Here is a 17,048-nt window from a genome sequence, read left to right as displayed (position 1 = left end):
CTGGCTAAGCCACCAGTAGCCTTGACTGGAAGGGTTTTTGCAGGTGTGTATCACGAGCTTGACACTGCCCCCGGAACGGGGTGAAGCCCCGCATTTTCGGGGGGTTTGCCCCACCGGGGTGTGTCAGTGGCTTAACACTCGGTGGGGCAGGCTGGCATATCGCTATCAATGAGCTTAGCCACTGCCTGCAGGGCCAGCAACTGGCGCTGCGGCCAATTGCCCTCAATTATCTGGTGCGCTTGGTTATGCCGTTTCAGCCACTGCAGGCTGTCGTCGAAAAAGCGTTGGCGCTCGCTTAGCTCGGGTTGGCTGCGCTGGCCATCGGCAACCCAATCCACACCTTGCGGGCTTAGCACCAGGTGCAGGTGGTAATGCCGTGCCAGCAATGCCTGTTCCAGCCAAGCCGGGCAGTCATCGAACAGGGCGTGGCTCCAGAGCATGTTGCTGAGCAGGTGGGTATCGAGGATCAACAGCGGCGGCGCTTGCTCACGGGCGTGGTCTTCCCAGGCCAACTGGCCGCGGGCAATGGCAGGGATATCGGCGTAGCAGGTATCGCGGCATTCCCGGTCAATGAAGTGGCGCACGTACTCGGCCACCACCACGCCGCCGAAATGCGCCTGGATCACCCCGCTGAGCCAGCTTTTGCCGCTGGATTCGGGGCCGCACAACACCAGGACTTTCATGGCCTGTTGCGCATTCATGGCTGCACCAGCGCCGGGTCACGGCGCCATTCCTGCCAACCGCGCACGGCGATCAGAGTGAGCACGGCGAAGAAGCCGGCAGTGAAATACAGCTGTTGGTGCAGATACTGGCCGACGTAGACAATGTCTACGACCACCCACAGCGGCCAGCACTGCAGGCGCTTTTGGGCCATCCACAGTTGTGCCACCAGGCTGAAGCCGGTCAGGGTGGCGTCCAGCCAGGGCAGGGCGGCGTCGGTCCAGTTGGCCATGGCGGCGCCCAGGGCGGCACTTAGCAGCACCCCGGCGGCCAGGCCAGTGAACAGTGCCGGGCGCTGCAGGCGGGAGACCTGGCGGGCATTTTCGGCGTGGCCAGGGCGCTTCCATTGCCACCAGCCGTACAGTTGCAGGATGGCGTAGGCCAATTGCAGCAGCATGCCGGAGTACAGTTTTACCTCGTAGAACAGCCAGCCATAGATCAGCACCATGACCAGGCCTATCGGCCAGCACCAGGCGTTCTGCTTGACCGTGAGCCAGACAGCGGTGACGCCGAGGACGGCGGCGATGAGTTCAAGGCCGGACATCGGCGATCCTTGGAGACTGCGGGGGAGGGGCGCGATTGTAGCGGGTCGAAGAGTGAAGGTGTATAGCGTCGGGGCTGGGATGCGCTCGAACTTGAGGGAGCAATTGTCTTGTGCCAACTCTACAAGCTGGCCAGGAACCCTGTGGGAGCGGCTTCAGCCGCGAACACCGGCGTAGCCGGTGCCATATACCGCGTCGCCTTCTTCGCGGGTGAACCCGCTCCCACCACGACCGCGTCGCCTTTTTTAAGTTATACCCGGAACTGGCGCAGCAACTGCTCCAGCTCTTCGCTCAACTGCTCCAGCGCCACCCCGGCATCGCTGGACTGCCGCGCCGCATCAGCGGTCTGCTGGGACAATCCGGCGGTATCCAGCACATTGCGGTTGATCTCCTCAACCACATGCGACTGTTGCAAGGTGGCGCTGGCAATGGAGGCATTCAACGCGGTGAGGTTGTTCAGGGCCTGGTTGATGGCCTCCAGGCTGGCACCGGCCTCGCGGGCTTGCTCGACGGTCTGGCGCGATGCCTCGCTGCTGGTGTCGATGGCCTTGACCGCGGCATCCGACTGGCTTTGCAGGTGCTCGATCATGGTATGGATCTCGGCGGTCGACTGTGCCGTACGCTGGGCCAGCAGGCGTACCTCGTCGGCGACCACCGCAAAGCCACGGCCTTGCTCACCGGCCCGTGCGGCCTCGATGGCAGCGTTCAGCGCCAGCAGGTTGGTCTGTTCGGCGATGGAGCGGATCACGTCGAGCACGCCACCAATGCGCGTGCTGTGCCCGGCCAGGTCGCGGATCACCTGCTCGGCCTGGTCGATCGTCAGCGACAGGCGATCGATCTGCGCCAGGCTGCCGTGGATAGCCTGCTGGCCATGGCTAACCTGCTGCTGCGCGGCACGCATTTCTTCGGCGGCCTGTTCGGCGGTTTTGGCCACGTCCTGCACGGCGTAGGTCACTTCGTTGACGGCGGTGGCCACCTGGTCCATCTGCAACGATTGCTGGGCACTATGCTGTTGCGCGGCGCCGGCATTGTCACCGACGTGCCCGGCAGACTGGGCCAGGGCGTGGGCCGCCCCCTGGAGCTGGCCGACCACGCCTTGCAGCTTGCCGTTGAAGCGGTTGAAGTGCTCGCCCAGGTGGGTGATTTCATCGCGGCCATGGGTGTCCAGGCGCCGGGTCAGGTCGCTCTCGCCACTGGCAATGTTGCCCATGGCCTGCACGGCCTCTTGCAAGGGGCGGGCAATGCTGCGGGCAATCAGCCTGACGACCAGCGCCATCAGCAGGGCGATACCCAGGCCGACCAGCGAGGCATCGCGCAACTGGCGGGCAAATTCGGCCTGCACGTCATCGATGTATACGCCCGAACCGATAATCCAGCCCCAGGGCTTGAACAACTGTACATAGGAGGTCTTGGCTACAGGTTCGCTGGCACCGGGTTTGGGCCAGCGGTAGTTGACCGGCCCGGCGTCCTGCTGGCGGGCCAGGGCGACCATCTCGTTGAACACGGCAAAGCCGTCGGGGTCGCGGATGGCTGACAGGTCCTGGCCGTCGAGCTTGGGGTTGGCCGGGTGCATGATCATCCTCGGCCCAAGGTCGTTGATCCAGAAGTAATCGTCGTGGTCGTAGCGCAGGGCGCGCACCACTTGCAGTGCCTGTTGCTGGGCAGCTTCTCGGCTGAGCGTGCCGGCCGCCTCCAGGCCTTGGTAATAGGCCAGTACACCGGCTGCGGTCTGCACCACATGGCGGGTCTTTTCAGCCTTGGCCTGGTACAGGTCGCCATGGATCTGGCGCAGCATCAGCAGGCCCAAAACCACCAGCATGGCCACAGCCACCAACAGGATCAGCCACAAGCGACGGCTGATCGACATCGATCTCAGGCTCTTCATCAAGGAACTCCCGCATTGTTCTTTTTATTCAGGTGCATCCAAGCATGCTTTGCGCCAGCCCCCCACTCGACTTATGGCTAAGTGATATCTTTGTAATAGTCTGCAGCAGGCCGCATAGCGCGCTTGCAAAGGCGCTCTGCTAGGATTTCGGCCGCGCAAGATGAAACCTTGAGGCCGCGTGAACTTTTCTACTGGCGTTGCGCCCAACAGTCGCTGTAAAACAGCCGGGCCGCGTGCGGCTATTTCAAGCAAATCAAGAACTAGGGGGCCTGCAATGAGCAGCGCTCCATCGGGGGAATAATGGATTTTTGGACTGCCTTCCAGGCAATCATCTTAGGCGTGGTCGAAGGGCTGACGGAATTTTTGCCGATTTCCAGTACCGGCCACCAGATCATCGTCGCCGACCTGATCGGTTTTGGCGGCGAACGGGCCATGGCTTTCAACATCATCATCCAGCTGGCGGCGATCCTGGCAGTGGTGTGGGAGTTTCGCGGCAAGATCTTCGAGGTGGTCTTCGGCCTGGCCAGCCAGCCCACGGCGCGGCGTTTCACCGGTAACCTGCTGCTGGCGTTCATGCCGGCGGTGGTGCTGGGCGTACTGTTCGCCGACCTGATTCACCACTACCTGTTCAACCCCATCACCGTGGCGGCAGCATTGGTGGTGGGCGGTGTGATCATGCTCTGGGCCGAGCGCCGCGAGCACCGTGTGGAGGTAGACCACGTGGACGACATGCGCTGGAGCCATGCACTGAAGATTGGCTTTATCCAGTGCCTGGCGATGATCCCCGGTACTTCGCGCTCTGGCTCCACCATTATCGGCGGCCTGCTGTTTGGCCTGTCGCGCAAGGCGGCGACCGAGTTCTCGTTCTTCCTGGCCATGCCGACCATGGTGGGTGCGGCGGTGTATTCGGGCTACAAGTACCGTGACCTGTTCCAGCCCGGCGACCTGCCGGTGTTTGCCATTGGTTTCGTGACTTCGTTCATTTTTGCCATGATCGCTGTGCGTGCGCTGCTCAAGTTCATTGCCAACCACAGCTATGCGGCGTTTGCCTGGTACCGCATTGTTTTCGGCCTGTTGATCCTGGCGACCTGGCAGTTCGGTTGGGTTGACTGGGCCACGGCAAATGGCTGAGGCGCTGCGCGGGCAACGGGCGGAGGGCGTGCGTCATGCGCGCCTGAAGCTGCTGCTGTTGGCGCTGTTGTGCCTGTTGCCGGGTCTGGGTGCGGCACGCATGGCCTGGAACGACCAGGCCTGGTGGCCACTGGCGCTGTACCCGGCGATGAGCCTGATCAGCCTGCTGCTGTATTGGCAGGATAAACAGCAAGCGCGTACGCAGGCCTGGCGTACGCCCGAGAAAGTGCTGCATGCCAGTGAACTGTTGGGCGGCTGGCCGGGCGCGCTGCTGGCGCAGCAGCTGTTCCGGCACAAGACGCGCAAGGTTTCGTACCAGCTGGTGTTCTGGGGGATTGTGCTGGTGCACCAGGTGTTCTGGGCGGACTGGTTGTTTCTCGACGGGCGCTATCTGCCATTTGGTTGATGCGTGGCTGTACCGGCCTCTTCGCGTCGAACCGCCGCGAAGAGGCCGGTACAGGCTGACTAGATCACCAACCCCACCTGCAACCGTTTAGGCAACCGCCGCACCACCAGCTGATGCGAGCGCTGCAACAAATCACACAGTTCATCCCGCCCCATGGGGTAGGGCTGCGCCATGCTGATCCAGCGCGCCCGCGCCAGGTACGGCGCTGGCCGCACTCCCGGTCGGTCGCAATAACCCAGAAACAAGTCATCGGCCACCTTGAACGACAAACCCGCCCCGGCCAGGTCGAGCACCGCGAACATCTTGTTGCCCGCCACCGAGAACACCCGGATGCCTCCCCATTTGTAGTCTTCCCGCGCACCCGGCAGGTTCAGGCAGAACGCCGCTACCTGGGCTTCGTTCATGGGTTGCTCAGACATACCGTTCTCCACAGGCCTCGAACGACGTTGCCAGGTGATCGATCCATACGCGCACGGCGGGGAGCAAACCTCGCCGGTGCGGGTACACAGCCTGCAGGTAGCCGCCTGGCAGCGACCAGTCAGGCAGCAAGCGCACCAGCTCGCCGCGTTCCAGCTCTTCTTCGCAGAACATGCTGGGCAGCGCGGTAAACCCAAGGCCTGCCCGTACAGCTGCATTACGTACCACGAAGTCATCAATGGCCAGCCGTGGTTCCAGGGCAATTTCCTGCTGTTTGCCATGGGGGCCGAACAGGCGGAAGTGCACCAGGCGGTCTGCCTCGGCGGCGCCCAGCACCGGCAATGACGCCAGTTCGCTCGGCTCGCGGATGTGGTCGGCGAAACCGGGCGCGGCAACAAGTTGCATCTGCGCCTGGCGCAGGCGGCGGGTGACCAGGGCCGGGTCTTCATCGCCCAGGTCGCGCACGCGCAGGGCCACGTCGATCCCTTCGGAAATCAGGTCGACCCGGCGGTTGAGCAGCACCATGTCCAGTTGCACCAGCGGGTACTGTTGCAGAAAGCGGCTGATGACATCCGGTAGAAAGGCGTGCGCCAGTGCCACTGGGCATGACACCCGCAAGCGCCCGCGCGGCTCGCTGCTCATGCTGGCCACGGCCTCATCGGCGGCTTCGGCCTCCATCAGCATGGCCTGGCAGTGATGCAGGTAGCGCTCGCCCACGGCGGTTAGCTTCAGTTGCCGTGTTGTACGTTGCAGCAGGCGCGTGCCCAGGCGTTCTTCAAGCTCGGCGATACGCCGTGACAAGCGCGACTTGGGGATGCCCAACTGGCGCCCGGCAGCGGCGAAACCACCGGCTTCGACCACGCGGGCAAAGTAGAAAAGGTCGTTGAGGTCTTGCATGGGAATGTCTCACTGTTCCACCTGTGGGACAAACTAACGCATTTTTACCGACTTATCAGCCATTGAGCACCTCGGTAGGATTCTCCCCATTGTGATCGCCCAACGCTGCGGTCGTCATTCACAGGAGAGTCCCATGAAACTGTTGCATATCGATTCGAGCATCCTGGGCGACAATTCCGCCTCCCGCCAGCTGAGCCGTGAAGTGGTCCAAGCCTGGCAAGCCGCTGACCCGAGCGTGGAAGTGGTGTACCGCGACCTGGCCGCCGACGCCATCGCCCACTTCTCCGCTGCCACCCTGGTAGCTGCTGGCACCCCAGAAGACATGCGTGACGCAGCCCAGGCCTTCGAAGCCAAGCTGAGCGCAGAAACCCTGGAAGAGTTCCTCGCCGCTGATGCCGTGGTGATTGGTGCGCCAATGTACAACTTCACCGTGCCGACCCAGCTCAAGGCCTGGATCGACCGCGTTGCCGTTGCTGGCAAGACCTTCCGCTACACCGAAGCTGGCCCGGAAGGCCTGTGCGGTGACAAGAAGGTGGTACTGGTGTCCACCGCTGGTGGCCTGCACGCTGGCCAGCCGACTGGCGCCGGGCACGAGGACTTCCTCAAGGTGTTCCTCGGCTTTATTGGCGTGACCGACCTGGAAATCGTCCGCGCCCACGGCCTGGCCTATGGCCCGGAGCAGCGCAGCCAGGCGATTGATGCTGCCCAGGCGCAGATTGCCAACGAGCTGTTCGCTGCGGCCTGATCAAGGGTCCACGGGCTGACGCGAACCTTGTGTGAGCGGCCTTGTGTCGCAAAAGGGCTGCATGGCAGCCCCAGTATTTCAGCGTCAACGCACCTATTGCTGGGGCCGCTTCGCGGCCCTTTCGCGACACAAGGCCGCTCCCACATCATGGGCGTGTCTGCCTCAGGCTACCGGGATCGCTGGATCAGCTGCCGACAGCGCCGTCGCGCGGTCGGCTGCTGGCGGATAAATCCACACCGTATTGATCTGCGCCTTCAGCACCTTGGCCTCGGCCTTGTCTTCCGGTGGCGACACCGCACGCTCCCACCCTTCGGTATACACCGCACCCCAGGCACCCAGGTCCAGGCAGGTTACATATTTGGGTTGGCTGTAGGTTTTCGGTGCCACGCCAATCAGCTCGGCAGCCGCATTGTTCCCGGCATGGCGCCCCAGCGGGATCGCATGCTGGCACGACATCACGGCGTAGTTGCCAAGCTCGTCACAGGCGGCATAAGCCACATCACCGGCTGCGTACACCGCATCATTGCCCTTGACCTTCAGGTTGCCATCGACATGCAGGCGACCCTGGCGGTCGCGCTCGCCACTGATCTGCTCGGTGAGTGGGTTGGCCTTGAAGCCCACGGTCCAGATCACCGTACCCGCGTCGATACGCTGGCCGTTGTCCAGCAGCACGCCGTCCCGGTCCACCGAGGCGACTGTGCTGCCACAGACCCACTCCACGCCCAGTGCCGCAGATGCCTGTTCGATGGCCGGGCGGATGCCGTCACCCAGGGCTGCGCCAATCCTTGCACCGCGGTCGACTACCACCACGCGCACAGCAGTGTCCTCCCCCAGGATTGCACGCAGGCGGGCTGGCATTTCGGTAGCGGTCTCGATACCGGTAAAGCCGCCCCCGGCCACCACCACGGTATTGCGCGCGGGTGTGTCTGGCAGCGTGTTCAGGGCCTTGAGGTGGGTTTCCAGGCGCGCAGCGCTGTCGATCTTGTCGACATCGAAGACATGCTCGATGCCAACCATCTCAGGGCGATTGAGCACACTGCCACACGCCAGGATCAGGCGGTCGTAGGGCAGGGCGCACTCGGTACCGCTGCGGGTGCGGTAACTGACACGGCGGGCAGCTTCGTCGATGTGGAAGGCCGTGCCTTGCACGAAACGCACATTCACGGCGTCGAGCAGCTCCTGCAACGGGGCGGCCATGGTGTGCACGTCGGGCTCGTAGAAGCGGGGGCGCACATGCAGTTCGGCCTGGGGGGCGAGCATTGTCACCTCGACACCCTTGCTGCCATGGAGGTCTAGCTGGCGGATGGCGCTTAGCGCGCTCCACAGGCCGGCAAAGCCCGCGCCAATGATCAGGATCTGCTTCATGGTCGTACTCCTTTGAAGTTCGGTTAACAAGGTAGACCCTGCTGTGCGGTATGGCGGCGGTTTTTGCAAACTGTAACAGTCACTGTTGTGCAACCCTCGGCCACAACTGTGCTGGTCCCTGTTAAAGGAATAGCCTTATGCTGTAACGAAATATGTCTAGAAAGCCTGAAGAAGGAAGCTGCAATGCCGCTCAAGGACCTGCTCATCGCCCTGGTGGTGATTGTCGCCTGGGGAGTCAACTTCGTCGTGATCAAGGTTGGTCTCGATGGCTTGCCGCCGATGTTGCTGGGGGCCTTGCGCTTCTTGTTGGTGGCGTTTCCGGCGATCTTGCTGGTCAAGCGGCCCAAGTTGCCCTGGCGCTGGTTGTTCGCCTATGGCGCGACGATTTCACTGGGCCAGTTCGCCTTCCTGTTCCAGGCCATGTACAGCGGTATGCCGCCAGGGCTGGCCTCGCTGATCCTGCAGTCGCAGGCATTTTTCACCCTTGGTTTCGCTGCGCTGTTCCTGGGTGAGCGGCTGCGCCTGGCCAGCGTGTTGGGGCTGCTGGTGGCGGCCAGTGGCCTGGCCTTGATCGGCAGTGAAGACGGCGGCCATGTGCCGATGCTGGCGCTGCTTTTGACCTTGTGTGGCGGCGCCATGTGGGGCATGGGCAACATCATTACCCGGCGCTTTGGCTCGGTTGACCTGGTGGCGTTGGTGATCTGGGGTGGGCTGATCCCGCCATTGCCGTTCCTGGCGTTGTCCTGGTGGCTGGAAGGGCCCGAGCGCATTGGCCATGCCCTGGCCAATATCAGCTGGAGTTCGGTGCTGGCCCTGGTGTACCTGGCCTTTGTCGCCACCATGCTCGGCTACAGCCTGTGGAGCAAGCTACTGTCGCGCCACCCGGCCGGCAAGGTGGCGCCGTTCTCGTTGCTGGTGCCAGTGATTGGCTTGAGCTCTTCGGCGTTGTTGCTGGGCGAGCGCTTGACCGCAACTCAGGGCTGGGGTGCTTTGTTGGTGATGGCCGGGTTGCTGGTTAACGTGTTTGGCGCAAGGATCGGGCAGCGTTTGCGCGCGGTCAGCGCTTAATTCGCCTTTTAGCACTGCCTCACTGAAGATCTAAAAGCCCTGCGCGGTCCCTGTGGGAGCGGGCGAGCCCGCGAACACGGGCGAAGCCCGTGCCAACCAACGCGGTGCCTGCTCCCACAATGGGTGCGTATCTGCGGGGAGAAATGCGCTCTGTTAGAATCGGCCTCTTTTGCCAGGCCTACGGAGCGCCCCCCATGATCATTTCCACCACCAGCCAGCTCGAAGGTCGCCCGATTGCCGAATACCTGGGTGTGGTCAGTTCCGAATCGGTGCAGGGCATCAACTTCGTGCGCGATTTCTTTACACGTTTTCGCGATTTCTTCGGGGCCGTTCGCAAACCCTGGAAAGCGCGCTGCGCGAGGCCCGTGAGCAGGCCACCGAGGAATTGAAGGCGCGGGCACGCCAGTTGCAAGCCGATGCGGTGGTAGGTGTTGATTTCGAAATCAGCATGCCGTCGGTACAGGGCGGCATGGTCGTGGTGTTCGCCACCGGCACTGCGGTACGGTTGAAATAGAGCGTTTAGCCGCTGGTCGGGTCCGGGGTGTTTGTCTGGGCGGTCCGCATATGACCAGCTAGTCTCACTTCCAGGCCGCGTTTAACTGGGCAGCTATTCTGGTTGCCGGCGTGACCGCCACTGGAGGGATACAGGGCATGAGCGAATCCTTTTTCGAAGACCTGAACGACGCATTCCCGATCAACAGCCAAGTGCGCTGTGGCCAGGCGGCATACCGCCTGGGCTTCTCGCACATGACGCTGGATGATTCGGAACAGCTCCAGCCTGCACACCTGCAGCGCAGCAAAAAAGGCCGCTTCATGCCGCGGGTTCCGCTGAAAAAGTGATCCCGCCCCAGGACAACCCCGCCGAATGGCGGGGTTTTTGTTGATATTCGTTGATCCGCCTCATGGCATTGCCGGGTAGCGCTCGCCGGCTGGCCAAGGCTGTGGTTTTCTGACGCGGCATTCCAGCAACGGAGGATTGAATGCACATGCGAGTCAGGGAAGAGACCTATTGGCAGTGGGCCGATGCCCAGCTGCACAGCCGCAGCCACGACGAAGCCCTTAGTGACGGCACCACGCTGGATGTACAGGTGCGCTTGTCACGCCTGGGGGCAACCCAACTGTTTTTGGGGTTGTATGCTGGGGATGGGCGGGCATTGCTGGAGGAGTATTACCCCACACGGCCAGGCGAAAGCATGACTCGCGCGCTGGTATGGGGCGTAGACCGCGCCCGGGCGATGGCAACCGGTGCCTTGCCCTTGCCGGAAACCCGCTTGCAGCGGCGCCAGGCATGAAAAAGCCCGGCCTATGCAGGCCGGGCTCTGGTAAGGGTGCGAACCCTCAGTTAAGCGGTTCGATCACCTTGACTGCCTGCTGCTCACGGGCAGCGGGCCATTCTTGTTGCAGGGTCTGCAGTACGCGGCCAACGAACTCGGTGTCGGCGGCGGCCTTCTTGCCGACGTAGCCCTGGCCACGGCGGTAGACCTTGAAGCGGGCACGCATGCTGGGCAGGTGCTCTTCAAATTCATCTTCGACCGTGTTCGGTGGCAGGCGGTCGAGGCGCACTTCACCGGTTTGGCTGACCCACAGCAAGTGGTCGTCAAGGCTGTCCTTGCGTACGGCGAACAGCTGGGCCAATTGGTCGATAGTCGGATTGTTGTTCAAGTTCATCATAAAGCCCCCATTACCCATTCGTAGGTGATTTTTCACAGTTGGCGCTACCACGGTGTAGCGCACTACCAAGGCTGCTACAGCAGCATCGCAACAGGGGCTTTCTCACGCTGCCTTTTGGACAGTTCCCTCTCCACGGACGGCCTGCGTTACCGCGCAGGCCGTCTGGAACACCCTTGCCACCGCTCCCGATCGGGGAGACGGCTTCATCATGCACAAGGGCGATGAACGGCGTCAACCGTTTTGTAGTGAATATTTTGCGGCACTACATTTTTGTCATTTTGTTCGACAATCTCTGTTGGTACTACAGCCCTGACAGAATGCCGAAGGCTGCACGCACCCGGGCTTCGTTCGGGTAATTTCGATTGGCCAGCAACACCACGGCCAGCTGTTCGGACGGCACAAACGCGGCGTATGCACCAAAGCCGTTGGTCGAACCGGTCTTGTTGTACCAGGCTGCCGGCAGCGCGGGCAGGGCCGGTTGCAAGCGTGAGGTTGGTTGCGGCTCACGGATAAGCCGGGGGCTGTTGCCATCGACCAGGGTTTCCAGCGCGACCGGGTAGGGGTAGCGCTCCCAGCCCAGGCCCTGGGTCATGGCGCCGACCTGAAAGTAGCCTTGCTGGGTAATGGCAACGGCTTTAACCAGTGCCGGGGGCATACCCTCTGGCTGCATGTGCAGGCGTACATAGCGCAGCAGGTCGCTGGCGCTGGTCTTGATGCCGTAGGCCTCGTCGGCGTAGGGGCCGGGGCCAACGCGCACCGGTTTGTCGGCTGCGTCGTAGCCTTGGGCATAAAGCCCCTGGGCACTGGCCGGGACGTTCAGGTAGGTGTTTTCCAGGCCCATTTTTGCCAGCAGCCCCTCGGTCATCAACACCGAAAACGGTTGATGCTGTGCGCGGGCGGCCAGGTCACCGAACAACCCCAGGCTGGGGTTCGAGTAGCAGCGCTGGGTGCCGGGTTTGGCACGGGGTTGCCAGTGGCGGAAGAAATCGACCACCTGCTGCGGCGTTTGCACCGCATCCGGGAACTGCAACGGCAGGCAATCGGCACTGTAGGCGCCCAGTTCCAGCACGCTGGCGTCACCAATGGGCGCCCCGGCCAGCGCCGGGTGGTAGCGCTTGGCCGGGGCCTCGAGGTCCAGCTTGCCCTCGGCACTGGCCAGCGCAGCCAGGGTGGCGGTGTAGGTCTTGCTCAACGAGCCGATCTCGAACAGCGTGTCTCGGCTTACCGGCACGTTGTCGGCCTTGCTGGCCACGCCATAGCTGAAGTAGTGCGCGTGGTCGCGGGCATAGATCGCCACCGCCATGCCGGAGATACCTTGCTCCTGCATCAGCGGGCGGATGATGTGGTCGACCTTGGCTTGCAGTTGATCGTCGGCCTGGGCTGTGGCGTGGCCGAAAGTAAGCGTGATGGTGGCTGCAAGTGCGGCCAGGCAAGGGCGGGGCATGGGAGGTCCTTTTATGGTGCGTGTCCGTTGAGCGATACCAGTGGGGGTTCCGGCGTTAGCGGCGAAATGCCGCAGACCTTATCGTCTGCCCTTGCACAATGACAAGACGGAAACGGTGATGAAGTATTTGCGCATGTTATTCGACAATTTCACCCTGGCCTTGCTCGGGGTGGTGCTGATCGCCACCGTGCTGCCTTGCTCGGGCGATGGCGCGGTGTATTTCGGCTGGCTGACCAACCTGGCCATCGGCCTGCTGTTCTTCCTGCATGGCGCCAAGCTGTCGCGCGAGGCGATCATCGCCGGTGCCGGGCATTGGCGTTTGCACCTGCTGGTGTTCTCCTGCACCTTCGTGCTGTTCCCGCTGCTGGGCCTGGCGTTCAAGCCGCTGTTCGTGCCGCTGGTGGGCAACGAGTTGTACCTGGGTGTGCTGTACCTGTGCGCCTTGCCGGCTACCGTGCAGTCGGCCATCGCCTTCACCTCGCTGGCCCGCGGTAACGTGCCGGCGGCCATCTGCAGTGCAGCGGCGTCCAGCCTGTTGGGTATCTTCCTCACGCCGTTGCTGGTGATGATGTTGCTGGGTGCTAGTGGTGACACCGGCTCTGGCCTGGACGCGGTGCTGAAGATCACCCTGCAACTGCTGGTGCCGTTTGTTGCCGGGCAGGTTGCGCGGCGCTGGATTGGCGCCTGGGTCAAGCGCAATGCGCGCTGGCTCAAGGTGGTGGACCAGGGCTCGATCCTGCTGGTGGTGTACACCGCCTTCAGCGAAGCGGTGGTTAACGGGCTGTGGCACACGGTCTCGCCGCAGCACCTGGCCGGGTTGTTTGCCGTATGCGCAATACTGCTGGCGGTGGTGCTATTGGGTACCCGCCTGCTTGGCAAGGCGCTGGGCTTTGACCTGGAGGACCGCATCACGATCCTGTTCGCCGGCTCGAAAAAGAGCCTGGCCACCGGCGTGCCGATGGCGCAGGTGTTGTTCGTGGGCAGTGGCATTGGCGCAATGATCTTGCCGCTGATGCTGTTCCACCAGATCCAGTTGATGGTCTGTGCGGTGCTGGCGCAGCGTTATGCAAGTCGTGAGCAGGTGGCGGAAGAGGCTTCGGCGGTTTCCTGACACTCTGGTCGCAGCGGTTGCAATCCATGTGGGAGCGGCCTTGTGTCGCAAAAGGGCCGCAAAGCGGCCCCAGCAATATTTGCGTCCACGCTGAAATCGGGGGGCTGCTTCGCAGCCCTTTCGCGACACAAGGCCGCTCCCACAGGGTGGTGCGTCGCCACTGCTATCTGGCCTGCCCTGAACCGCGTTCGCGCAACGCCTTGCCCACCTCGGCCTCGATCTTGTAGGCGGGCCCCTCCAGGTCGTCGTAGTTGCGCGTATAGCGCCGGGCGAACTCCTCAACGCCTAGCTGCTGGTACTGCTGCACATGCTTGAGCTCGTGCGCCCACAAGGCCACGTTGTCCTCAGCGTCACCGGCCCGGCGGAAGATGATCGTGTCGATCAAAGTCACAGCGTTCACGTCGGGGTTCTGCAGCAGTGCATTGGCCGCGCTCATCTGCTCCTGGTTGCCAACCCGGAAGCGCGCTGCGTCGAGTACGGCAAAGTCATACCAGGGTTCCAGTTGCGCACGGATATGCAACGGTATCGGCTCAACGCCGCTGGCGGTGGCCTCGTCACGCGCCTGCTGCAAGGCGTAGGTCAGGCTGGACGACGCCATGACCTCCACATCCTTGAGGATCTGCCCGGCTTGACCGGGGTCGATCGGGGCGCAGAAACAGCCCATCAGGCACACCTGATACTGCCCTGGCGGGCAAGCCTGGTCGGCAAGCGCTGGCAGGGCCAGCAGCAACCCCAGCAGTACACTAATCGGCTTCATGCAGGGCCTTGTCAACAAAGTGGCGGCTCGCGTCCAGTACCTGCAACTGCACGTTCTCGGTGGCCAGCATGCGCCCGATCATCAACGCACCTACGCACTGGCTGATCAGCACCCAGGCCAATTGCTCATCCTCCAGTGTCGCGCTCCAGGCCGTGTGCAATTCCAGCAGCCAGTGCTCGGCCACTTCACGCACCGGGGCTTCTGCCCGGGCGATTTCCACCCCCAGCGGCGGTAATGGGCAGCCGCCCGCGGCATTGTGCAGGTGGGCCAGGCTCAGGTACTGCTGCAGGCAACGGCCCAGGCGTTCGCGGCTGGCGCCCTGGTTGGCCAGGCGCGCCAGCGGGCTGTTGCACAGCTCTTGGCGCACCACCTCGGTGAACAGGTCGTCCTTGGACGGGAAGTGGTTGTAAAAGGCACCGCCGGTCAGGCCAATCGCCTTCATCAGCCCGGCAACGCCAGTGCTGGAAAACCCTCCGCGTTTGGCCAGCGCACCACTGCTGGCCAGCAGCCGTTCGCGGGTTTGCTGCTTGTGTTCATTGGAGTAGCGCATTCACTTGCCTCTGCAGGCGGGCTTGACGATGGCAGTGATCATAACATAGCGTTCATTTACTAAACGATCATTCACCAATGGAGGCAAGCATGTCAGAACAACAAAAAGTAGTGCTGGTGATCGGTGCGGGCGATGCCACCGGGGGCGAAATCGCCAAGCGCTTTGCCCGTGAGGGCTACATTGCCTGTGTGACCCGGCGCCAGGCTGACAAGCTGCAACCGCTGCTGGAGGAAATACGCGCCGGCGGCGGCCAGGCCCACGGCTTTGCTTCTGATGCGCGCAATGAGGAGGAGGTGGCGGCCTTGGTCGAAACCATCGAGCGCGATATTGGCCCGATCGAAGCTTTTGTCTTCAATATCGGCGCCAATGTGCCGTGCAGCATCCTCGACGAAACACCCCGCAAGTTCTTCAAGATCTGGGAGATGGCCTGCTTTGCCGGGTTCCTCACCGCCCAAGCGGTGGCCCGGCGCATGGTTCAGCGCGAGCGCGGTACGATCCTGTTCACCGGCGCCACTGCCGGTACCCGTGGTGCAGCAGGTTTCGCGGCCTTCGCCGGTGCCAAGCACGGCTTGCGTGCCTTGGCCCAGAGCATGGCGCGCGAGCTTGGGCCGCGCAATATTCACGTCGCGCATGTGGTGGTGGACGGAGCCATCGACACTGCCTTCATCCGTGACAGCTTCCCCGAGCGTTATGCCCTCAAGGACCAGGATGGCATCCTCGCCCCGGCGCATATCGCCGACAGCTACTGGTTTTTACATGCCCAGCCCCGTGACGCCTGGACTTTCGAGCTAGACCTGCGCCCCTGGATGGAACGCTGGTAAGCCCCTTTCACCACGCAAGGACCCTGATCATGCACAAGACTGTCGATTTCTATTTTGACCTGGGCAGCCCGGCCAGCTACCTGGCCTGGACTCAACTGCCAGAACTGTGTGCCCGCCACGGGGCCACGTTGCGCTACCGCCCGATGCTGCTGGGCGGGGTGTTCCAGGCCACCGGCAACGCCTCGCCGGCCTTGATCCCGGCCAAGGGGCGTTACATGTTCACCGACCTGGCACGCTTTGCTGCACGCTATGGGGTGCCGTACGGCTTGCCGCCGGGGTTTCCGCTCAACACCTTGGCCCTGATGCGCGGGGTGGTGGGCACTCAGCTGCGTTCACCAGAGCGTTTCCAGGCCTTGCTGGCGGTGCTGTTCAATGGGCTGTTTGTGCAGCGCCGCAACCTGAGCGATAACGCGGTGCTGGATGAAACGCTTGCCCAGGGCGGCTTCAACCCGCAGGCATTTCACACGTTGGCAGCGGATGACGAGGTAAAGGCCGCGCTAAGGCAGGCCACGGAGGGGGCTGTGGCGCGTGGGGTGTTTGGTGCGCCAACCTGCTTTGTCGGCGACCAGATGTTCTTTGGCCAGGACCGCCTGGACTTTGTCGAAGAGGCGTTGCGTCAGGGCGCCAGCAGCCTTTCCAGCTGAGTGCGCTCCCACAGGCTGAGCAGGTCGGTGGGGTTGCTGCCATAGCGCTGCCAGTTCTCGAGCCCGGCCTGCTCGCCGTCAGGGGCCAGGCAATGAACGCAATGTGCCAGGCCTTCGGCGTCCAGGGCCAGCGTCAGTTGCCAGCCCTGGGTCTCGATATCGACCAGGCCGCCGTCGCGGCGTGCACGCACCTCAATGTGCTGCACGCCAAGGGCTACATTGCGCAGGCACTGGTAGATATCCCGGCTGCTCAGCGACCCCTTGTGCATCAAGATCAGAAATTCGCCGGGGTGTTGGCGCTGATGATCTCGGCCTCGTCCGGGCCGATGTTCTTGAAGCTGTGCGGCAGGGTAGTGGGGATGTAGTAGCCATCGCCCGAGTTGAGCACGCTGACCTGGCCGTCGACCCACAGCTCGACGGTGCCCCGGGTGACCAGGCCACATTCTTCGCCTTCAGCATGCACGATCGGCTCCCCCGAGTCGGCACCCGGTGCGTACAGTTCACGCAGCATGCGCATCTGCCGGCCTTCGACACTGGCGCCGACCAGCAGCATGCGCAGGCCGTTGCGGCCCAGGTCTGGCTGTTCGCCACCACGGAACACGTAGCGCTCTTCACGCACCGGCTCGTCGAAGCTGAAAAACTCCGCCAGGCTCATGGGAATGCCTTCGAGCAGTTTTTTCAGGGAGCTGACCGAAGGGCTGACGCGATTCTGTTCGATCTGCGAGATCGTCGAATTGGTCAACCCGCTGCGGCGGGCCAGTTCCCGTTGGGAGAGGTTGTTGCGTTCACGCACCAGTTTGAGTCGCGTCCCCGTGTCCATAGCCGCCTTGTAATCAGAGGTGTTTAAAATAATGAGCGATGCGCATTAAAACAC

General features: G+C 62.8%; 21 protein-coding genes and 1 pseudogene. 10 read left to right on the top strand and 12 right to left on the bottom strand.

Going from position 1 to position 17,048, the window contains the following annotated elements; genetic code table 11:
- Window positions 1-131 precede the first annotated feature (131 nt).
- From ABE456_RS00220 to mcpP, 3 genes are all read right to left on the bottom strand, one after another.
- Window positions 132-701, bottom strand: a complete 570-nt coding sequence (locus tag ABE456_RS00220) for an AAA family ATPase (protein ID WP_346642168.1) — start codon at window positions 699-701, stop codon at window positions 132-134.
- The gene (gene pnuC / locus ABE456_RS00215) at window positions 698-1,264 is read right to left on the bottom strand and encodes a nicotinamide riboside transporter PnuC (RefSeq protein WP_346642167.1); all 567 of its coding nucleotides are present in this window, start codon (window positions 1,262-1,264) and stop codon (window positions 698-700) included. The genes ABE456_RS00220 and pnuC overlap by 4 nt, the downstream gene beginning before the upstream one ends.
- A 248-nt stretch (window positions 1,265-1,512) precedes the next feature.
- Window positions 1,513-3,147 carry a methyl-accepting chemotaxis protein McpP gene (gene mcpP / locus ABE456_RS00210; RefSeq protein WP_346642166.1) on the bottom strand — a complete coding sequence of 545 codons (1,635 nt, stop codon included), beginning with the start codon at window positions 3,145-3,147 and terminating at the stop codon, window positions 1,513-1,515.
- Between the two features lie 300 nt (window positions 3,148-3,447).
- Between mcpP and ABE456_RS00205 the strand changes: the two genes are divergently transcribed.
- Together ABE456_RS00205 and ABE456_RS00200 are read left to right on the top strand one after the other, a co-directional pair.
- Window positions 3,448-4,278 (top strand): undecaprenyl-diphosphate phosphatase, encoded by an 831-nt coding sequence (locus ABE456_RS00205; protein ID WP_346642165.1) that lies wholly within the window; start codon window positions 3,448-3,450, stop codon window positions 4,276-4,278.
- Complete coding sequence (locus ABE456_RS00200) at window positions 4,271-4,684, top strand: DUF1294 domain-containing protein (protein ID WP_346642164.1); 414 nt, start codon at window positions 4,271-4,273, stop codon at window positions 4,682-4,684. Before ABE456_RS00205 ends, ABE456_RS00200 begins: the two co-directional genes overlap by 8 nt.
- A 59-nt stretch (window positions 4,685-4,743) precedes the next feature.
- Here the strand turns inward: ABE456_RS00200 and ABE456_RS00195 are convergent, their stop codons facing one another.
- Window positions 4,744-5,103 (bottom strand): MmcQ/YjbR family DNA-binding protein, encoded by a 360-nt coding sequence (locus ABE456_RS00195; RefSeq protein ID WP_346642163.1) that lies wholly within the window; start codon window positions 5,101-5,103, stop codon window positions 4,744-4,746.
- Window positions 5,096-5,998 carry a LysR substrate-binding domain-containing protein gene (locus ABE456_RS00190; protein WP_346642162.1) on the bottom strand — a complete coding sequence of 301 codons (903 nt, stop codon included), beginning with the start codon at window positions 5,996-5,998 and terminating at the stop codon, window positions 5,096-5,098. The genes ABE456_RS00195 and ABE456_RS00190 overlap by 8 nt, the downstream gene beginning before the upstream one ends.
- Window positions 5,999-6,131: 133 nt before the next feature.
- Here ABE456_RS00190 and ABE456_RS00185 point away from each other — a divergent pair, with 133 nt between their 5' ends.
- On the top strand, window positions 6,132-6,743 hold the full coding sequence (locus ABE456_RS00185) for an FMN-dependent NADH-azoreductase (RefSeq protein WP_346642161.1): 612 nt from the start codon (window positions 6,132-6,134) through the stop codon (window positions 6,741-6,743).
- Between the two features lie 162 nt (window positions 6,744-6,905).
- On the opposite strand, the gene ABE456_RS00180 is transcribed toward ABE456_RS00185, so the two are convergent.
- Complete coding sequence (locus ABE456_RS00180; RefSeq protein ID WP_346642160.1) at window positions 6,906-8,108, bottom strand: NAD(P)/FAD-dependent oxidoreductase; 1,203 nt, start codon at window positions 8,106-8,108, stop codon at window positions 6,906-6,908.
- Window positions 8,109-8,291: 183 nt separating this feature from the next.
- On the opposite strand from ABE456_RS00180, the gene ABE456_RS00175 reads away from it, so the two are divergent.
- From ABE456_RS00175 to ABE456_RS00160, 4 genes and pseudogenes are all read left to right on the top strand, one after another.
- Window positions 8,292-9,176 (top strand): EamA family transporter, encoded by an 885-nt coding sequence (locus ABE456_RS00175; protein ID WP_346642159.1) that lies wholly within the window; start codon window positions 8,292-8,294, stop codon window positions 9,174-9,176.
- Between the two features lie 194 nt (window positions 9,177-9,370).
- Window positions 9,371-9,690 (top strand): annotated as a pseudogene (locus tag ABE456_RS00170) (YbjQ family protein).
- Between the two features lie 137 nt (window positions 9,691-9,827).
- Complete coding sequence (locus ABE456_RS00165) at window positions 9,828-10,016, top strand: hypothetical protein (RefSeq protein ID WP_346642158.1); 189 nt, start codon at window positions 9,828-9,830, stop codon at window positions 10,014-10,016.
- Between the two features lie 140 nt (window positions 10,017-10,156).
- Entirely contained in the window at window positions 10,157-10,468 is a 312-nt protein-coding gene (locus ABE456_RS00160; RefSeq protein ID WP_346642157.1) for a hypothetical protein, read from the top strand.
- 46 nt (window positions 10,469-10,514) lie between these two features.
- On the opposite strand, the gene ABE456_RS00155 is transcribed toward ABE456_RS00160, so the two are convergent.
- A complete protein-coding gene (locus ABE456_RS00155) occupies window positions 10,515-10,847 on the bottom strand; it encodes a hypothetical protein (protein ID WP_003253895.1) in 333 nt (110 codons plus the stop codon).
- Window positions 10,848-11,148: 301 nt separating this feature from the next.
- Window positions 11,149-12,291: a class C beta-lactamase gene (ampC, locus tag ABE456_RS00150; RefSeq protein WP_346642156.1), complete on the bottom strand. Its 1,143-nt coding sequence runs from the start codon at window positions 12,289-12,291 to the stop codon at window positions 11,149-11,151.
- Between the two features lie 118 nt (window positions 12,292-12,409).
- Between ampC and ABE456_RS00145 the strand changes: the two genes are divergently transcribed.
- Entirely contained in the window at window positions 12,410-13,402 is a 993-nt protein-coding gene (locus ABE456_RS00145; RefSeq protein WP_346642155.1) for a bile acid:sodium symporter family protein, read from the top strand.
- A 163-nt stretch (window positions 13,403-13,565) separates the two neighbouring features.
- On the opposite strand, the gene ABE456_RS00140 is transcribed toward ABE456_RS00145, so the two are convergent.
- Together ABE456_RS00140 and ABE456_RS00135 are read right to left on the bottom strand one after the other, a co-directional pair.
- The gene (locus ABE456_RS00140; protein WP_346642154.1) at window positions 13,566-14,159 is read right to left on the bottom strand and encodes a DUF4157 domain-containing protein; all 594 of its coding nucleotides are present in this window, start codon (window positions 14,157-14,159) and stop codon (window positions 13,566-13,568) included.
- On the bottom strand, window positions 14,146-14,709 hold the full coding sequence (locus tag ABE456_RS00135) for a TetR/AcrR family transcriptional regulator (RefSeq protein ID WP_346642153.1): 564 nt from the start codon (window positions 14,707-14,709) through the stop codon (window positions 14,146-14,148). Before ABE456_RS00135 ends, ABE456_RS00140 begins: the two co-directional genes overlap by 14 nt.
- An 89-nt stretch (window positions 14,710-14,798) precedes the next feature.
- Between ABE456_RS00135 and ABE456_RS00130 the strand changes: the two genes are divergently transcribed.
- Both ABE456_RS00130 and ABE456_RS00125 read left to right on the top strand, forming a co-directional pair.
- On the top strand, window positions 14,799-15,530 hold the full coding sequence (locus ABE456_RS00130; protein WP_346642152.1) for an SDR family oxidoreductase: 732 nt from the start codon (window positions 14,799-14,801) through the stop codon (window positions 15,528-15,530).
- A 29-nt stretch (window positions 15,531-15,559) separates the two neighbouring features.
- On the top strand, window positions 15,560-16,174 hold the full coding sequence (locus ABE456_RS00125) for a 2-hydroxychromene-2-carboxylate isomerase (RefSeq protein ID WP_346642151.1): 615 nt from the start codon (window positions 15,560-15,562) through the stop codon (window positions 16,172-16,174).
- Here the strand turns inward: ABE456_RS00125 and ABE456_RS00120 are convergent.
- Both ABE456_RS00120 and ABE456_RS00115 read right to left on the bottom strand, forming a co-directional pair.
- Window positions 16,147-16,446 (bottom strand): hypothetical protein, encoded by a 300-nt coding sequence (locus tag ABE456_RS00120; protein WP_346642150.1) that lies wholly within the window; start codon window positions 16,444-16,446, stop codon window positions 16,147-16,149. The genes ABE456_RS00125 and ABE456_RS00120 overlap by 28 nt on opposite strands.
- A 2-nt stretch (window positions 16,447-16,448) precedes the next feature.
- Window positions 16,449-16,994 carry a cupin domain-containing protein gene (locus ABE456_RS00115; RefSeq protein ID WP_003248033.1) on the bottom strand — a complete coding sequence of 182 codons (546 nt, stop codon included), beginning with the start codon at window positions 16,992-16,994 and terminating at the stop codon, window positions 16,449-16,451.
- Window positions 16,995-17,048: the final 54 nt, after the last annotated feature.

This window comes from Pseudomonas sp. TWI929, assembly GCF_039673335.1.
Lineage (GTDB): Bacteria > Pseudomonadota > Gammaproteobacteria > Pseudomonadales > Pseudomonadaceae > Aquipseudomonas.
Note: the sequence above shows the minus strand (reverse complement) of the source record. Positions and strands in the feature narration are given on the sequence as shown.

Bases quoted from the DNA above. Each gene is read 5' to 3' on its own strand.
- ABE456_RS00130 (WP_346642152.1), top strand. From the start codon at position 14,799: ATGTCAGAACAACAAAAAGTAGTGCTGGTGATCGGTGCGGGCGATGCC.
- ABE456_RS00190 (WP_346642162.1), bottom strand. From the start codon at position 5,998: ATGCAAGACCTCAACGACCTTTTCTACTTTGCCCGCGTGGTCGAAGCC.
- ABE456_RS00155 (WP_003253895.1), bottom strand. From the start codon at position 10,847: ATGATGAACTTGAACAACAATCCGACTATCGACCAATTGGCCCAGCTG.
- ABE456_RS00175 (WP_346642159.1), top strand. From the start codon at position 8,292: ATGCCGCTCAAGGACCTGCTCATCGCCCTGGTGGTGATTGTCGCCTGG.
- ABE456_RS00125 (WP_346642151.1), top strand. From the start codon at position 15,560: ATGCACAAGACTGTCGATTTCTATTTTGACCTGGGCAGCCCGGCCAGC.
- ABE456_RS00180 (WP_346642160.1), bottom strand. From the start codon at position 8,108: ATGAAGCAGATCCTGATCATTGGCGCGGGCTTTGCCGGCCTGTGGAGC.
- ampC (WP_346642156.1), bottom strand. From the start codon at position 12,291: ATGCCCCGCCCTTGCCTGGCCGCACTTGCAGCCACCATCACGCTTACT.
- ABE456_RS00145 (WP_346642155.1), top strand. From the start codon at position 12,410: ATGAAGTATTTGCGCATGTTATTCGACAATTTCACCCTGGCCTTGCTC.
- ABE456_RS00160 (WP_346642157.1), top strand. From the start codon at position 10,157: ATGCACATGCGAGTCAGGGAAGAGACCTATTGGCAGTGGGCCGATGCC.
- ABE456_RS00165 (WP_346642158.1), top strand. From the start codon at position 9,828: ATGAGCGAATCCTTTTTCGAAGACCTGAACGACGCATTCCCGATCAAC.
- ABE456_RS00205 (WP_346642165.1), top strand. From the start codon at position 3,448: ATGGATTTTTGGACTGCCTTCCAGGCAATCATCTTAGGCGTGGTCGAA.
- pnuC (WP_346642167.1), bottom strand. From the start codon at position 1,264: ATGTCCGGCCTTGAACTCATCGCCGCCGTCCTCGGCGTCACCGCTGTC.
- ABE456_RS00220 (WP_346642168.1), bottom strand. From the start codon at position 701: ATGAATGCGCAACAGGCCATGAAAGTCCTGGTGTTGTGCGGCCCCGAA.
- ABE456_RS00195 (WP_346642163.1), bottom strand. From the start codon at position 5,103: ATGTCTGAGCAACCCATGAACGAAGCCCAGGTAGCGGCGTTCTGCCTG.
- ABE456_RS00115 (WP_003248033.1), bottom strand. From the start codon at position 16,994: ATGGACACGGGGACGCGACTCAAACTGGTGCGTGAACGCAACAACCTC.
- ABE456_RS00140 (WP_346642154.1), bottom strand. From the start codon at position 14,159: ATGAAGCCGATTAGTGTACTGCTGGGGTTGCTGCTGGCCCTGCCAGCG.
- mcpP (WP_346642166.1), bottom strand. From the start codon at position 3,147: ATGAAGAGCCTGAGATCGATGTCGATCAGCCGTCGCTTGTGGCTGATC.
- ABE456_RS00135 (WP_346642153.1), bottom strand. From the start codon at position 14,709: ATGCGCTACTCCAATGAACACAAGCAGCAAACCCGCGAACGGCTGCTG.
- ABE456_RS00185 (WP_346642161.1), top strand. From the start codon at position 6,132: ATGAAACTGTTGCATATCGATTCGAGCATCCTGGGCGACAATTCCGCC.
- ABE456_RS00200 (WP_346642164.1), top strand. From the start codon at position 4,271: ATGGCTGAGGCGCTGCGCGGGCAACGGGCGGAGGGCGTGCGTCATGCG.